The organism is Acinetobacter sp. UBA2063 (assembly GCF_002333245.1).
Classification (GTDB): domain Bacteria; phylum Pseudomonadota; class Gammaproteobacteria; order Pseudomonadales; family Moraxellaceae; genus Acinetobacter; species Acinetobacter parvus.
The window spans coordinates 1-3,107 of sequence record NZ_DDAH01000223.1; the positions used below are offsets into that span (position 1 = coordinate 1).

The 3,107-nt window shown below is 39.1% G+C and carries 2 protein-coding genes; one reads left to right on the plus strand and one right to left on the minus strand.

Features of this window, described 5'->3' with window-relative positions:
* Window positions 1-1,967: TRAP transporter large permease subunit (locus B4H32_RS10565; RefSeq protein ID WP_286802991.1), on the plus strand; the 1,967-nt coding region annotated here is incomplete at its 5' end.
* Window positions 1,968-2,071: 104 nt separating this feature from the next.
* Here B4H32_RS10565 and B4H32_RS10570 read toward each other — a convergent pair.
* A complete protein-coding gene (locus B4H32_RS10570) occupies window positions 2,072-2,956 on the minus strand; it encodes a DMT family transporter (protein WP_004797501.1) in 885 nt (294 codons plus the stop codon).
* Window positions 2,957-3,107 lie beyond the last annotated feature (151 nt).

The window sequence follows — 3,107 nt, forward strand, 5'->3', positions numbered from 1 at the left end:
TAGATGCACAAGTTCAAGAGCAAATGAAAATCAATGCTGCTGATGAGTTTGCGAGTATGTTTGGTGTAGCTTCTGAGTCAGATGTTCGAGCTTCGCTGATAGCGGCTCAGCAACAATGTGATGAGAAATACCAATTCTACGATAAGGCAATGAAGCATATCGAAGCCAATCCTAGTGTTCGTACTTATCGGAAAATTGAAACTAGTTTCTTCGGTATCTTTAAATTAGGTGCAGAGAACCGCGCGTTATTCCTCGTTATTATGGTTGTATTTGCTGCAATCAGTGCAACATTGAAAGCGCATCACATTGGTTTACGTAGTCCTGCTACTAAAACTGATTTCCGTGTTTATGGTATTGCGATGTTGTTGGGTAATGCATTACTCACATCATCTGTGATTAGCCAATATAAATCGGTCATGAATTCAGGTGTTCCGATCACACCAGAAATGAACGTGATTTATTGGTTGTGGATGATATTGTTTGGTGTGCTGACACTCATCAGTTTATTTCAAATGATCAAACCACCAGCTGCAACTCGTGAAGGTGGTAATGTCGGTTTAGCCATCCTCAGTATTCCTTTATATGCCTATATGGCGATTATCACCGGGGTTGCATTTACTTTCTTCATGGATTATCCAATGGGGCAAGGTATTTATTTGGGACAGTTGGTTGAATTGTCGAATATTTTCTTGAATCTAGCCTTATTTATTTGGGCGGGTATGTTGCTCAAGCAAACACGTATTGTTGATTTATTCCTCAATATCTTACGTCCTTGGAATCTGGCTCCAGAGACTTTAACTTGGTTGATCCTTCTTGCAGCGGCATTACCAACAGCCTATACAGGTGCATCAGGTATTTTCGTTATCGCTGCGGGTGCGATTATTTATAAAGAAGTGTGGAATGCGGGTGGACGCCGTCAGTTTGCTTTAGCAGCAACGGCGCTGTCGGGTTCAATGGGTGTAGTTCTACGTCCATGTTTATTGATCGTAGTAGTCGCTTCACTGAACAAAGAAGTAACGACTGATTTGCTTTATAAATACGGGATGTACACATTCCTATTAACCTCAACGTTATTCTTGGTGATTGCATTATTCTTTGCGGAACAAAAATTCCGTATTGCACCATTTAAAGTTGCATTGCCTAAATCATTACGTGCATTCGTACCTGTATCACCATATATCGTGATCTTTGTTTTGATTTGGTTATTCTACAAACATGCATTAGCAACTGATCTCAATGAATTTACTGCACCTGTAATGATGCCTGTGATTCTATTGATGATGGTATTGTTTGATAAGTTACGTAAAGAACCTGCACCGTTGGCACCTGTTGGTCATTGGGACAGTACTTTAAATAGCTACACATTGCCTGCGGACGGTAGTCAACCTGCACCAAAAATTAATCCAGAAGATGACCCACGCAAACCAGAGCGTAACATCTCATTTGCTAAAGCATTACATGCTTCTTCAAGTGAAACAGTAGGCCATATTGGTGCACTTGTGATTCTGATGGCGCTTTCAGTGAGTGTCGGTGGTTTCCTTGAGCAAATTCATATCATGGAAGCATTCCCACAAGATATTAATAATATTGTTGTCGTGATTACGTTGATTGTATTATTGATGATCTTCGTAGGTATGATTATGGATCCATTTGGTGCTGTGATTCTGATCACGGCTACAGTCGCACCTGTTGCATATCAATATGGTATTGATCCTGTTCATTTCTGGATGATTGCGCTTATTGGTTTTGAGTTGGGTTATGTCACACCTCCAGTTGCATTAAACCATCTCTTAGCTCGACAATCGATTGGTGATGCAGAAGTGGCTGAAGCAGATGCAGAAGTTCGTCATTTGTCTTTCTACTATCGATATGAACGTTGGATATTGCCTTTATTGGTCATGGTACCTGCAATCTTAATTATTGCTTACGTTCCGTATTTCTTTAAATTGTTTGGTTGGTATAACTAAACTAACAATAAAAAAAGCACCTTCGGGTGCTTTTTTTATTTCTAAGCTTTAAAATGCTTTAGACATTGTCAATGTTGATAAGTTATTTTTAAAGATCAAATATTTTAGCGTTGAATAATTTTCCTTTGACGTTGAGTCAATGGACTACATAATAAAATTGCCAGCAAAATAATACAAAATCCAATCACACTGTATAAATCGGGTACTTCATTCCAAAGTAAGAAGCCCCATACACCTGCAAAAATAATTGCCATATAATTCACAGGTGCAATTTGTCCTGCTGGCGCAAGTCGATAAGCATGAGACATAAAAATTTGGCTGACATTAGCAAGTATCCCTGCGCCAATTAAAAACAATAATTCTTGTAAATGATAAGGTCGCCATACCCAAAACATTGGAATCACAGAAAGTGCTGATCCTATCAAGCAGAAATAAAATACGATGCGTTCAGGTGGTTCAGTTTGAGTTAATGCCCGAACAGTTACAAAAGCCATTGAGGCAAGTAAGCTTGATGCAATACCAATCACCGAAATCCAGTTCAGTAGACCTTGATCGGGTTTAGCAACGCAAAATACGCCAATAAATCCTAAAACAGCTGCACAAATCATAGCAATGGTGATTTTTTCTTTTAGAAATAGCCATGCAATAACTGGAATAAAAATTGGGGAAGAGTAGGTAAATACCATTGCATTTGATAACTTTAAATGCGCAATGGCGTAAAAGAAACCATACATGGCTGCAAGTCCAACAATACTACGCCATGTATGCATCCATAGTTTTTCTGTTTTTACAAAGCCAGTGCCTTGTTTAAAAATAAAAGGCAGAAATAGGATGAGTCCAACCACATTACGAAAAAATACAATGGTGTAGTTATCAACACTATGGGAAGCATATCGGATACAAATGCCCATCACTGAAAAGAGCAGTGCAGAAATGGTGAGACAACCAATCGCCAGAAACAGGTTGCGATCAGCTTGATGAGAGTTCATATCGAATGCTGGCTGGGAGAAACTGAACCTATTGTATGCTTCTCTGCAAGAGAAAGAAATGAGCTGTGGAGTTCATTAAAGGCGGTCTAACATTGCTGGGAATCCTGATGGCCCACACCTTTCAAAAACCGATTCAATAATAAAAAGCCTT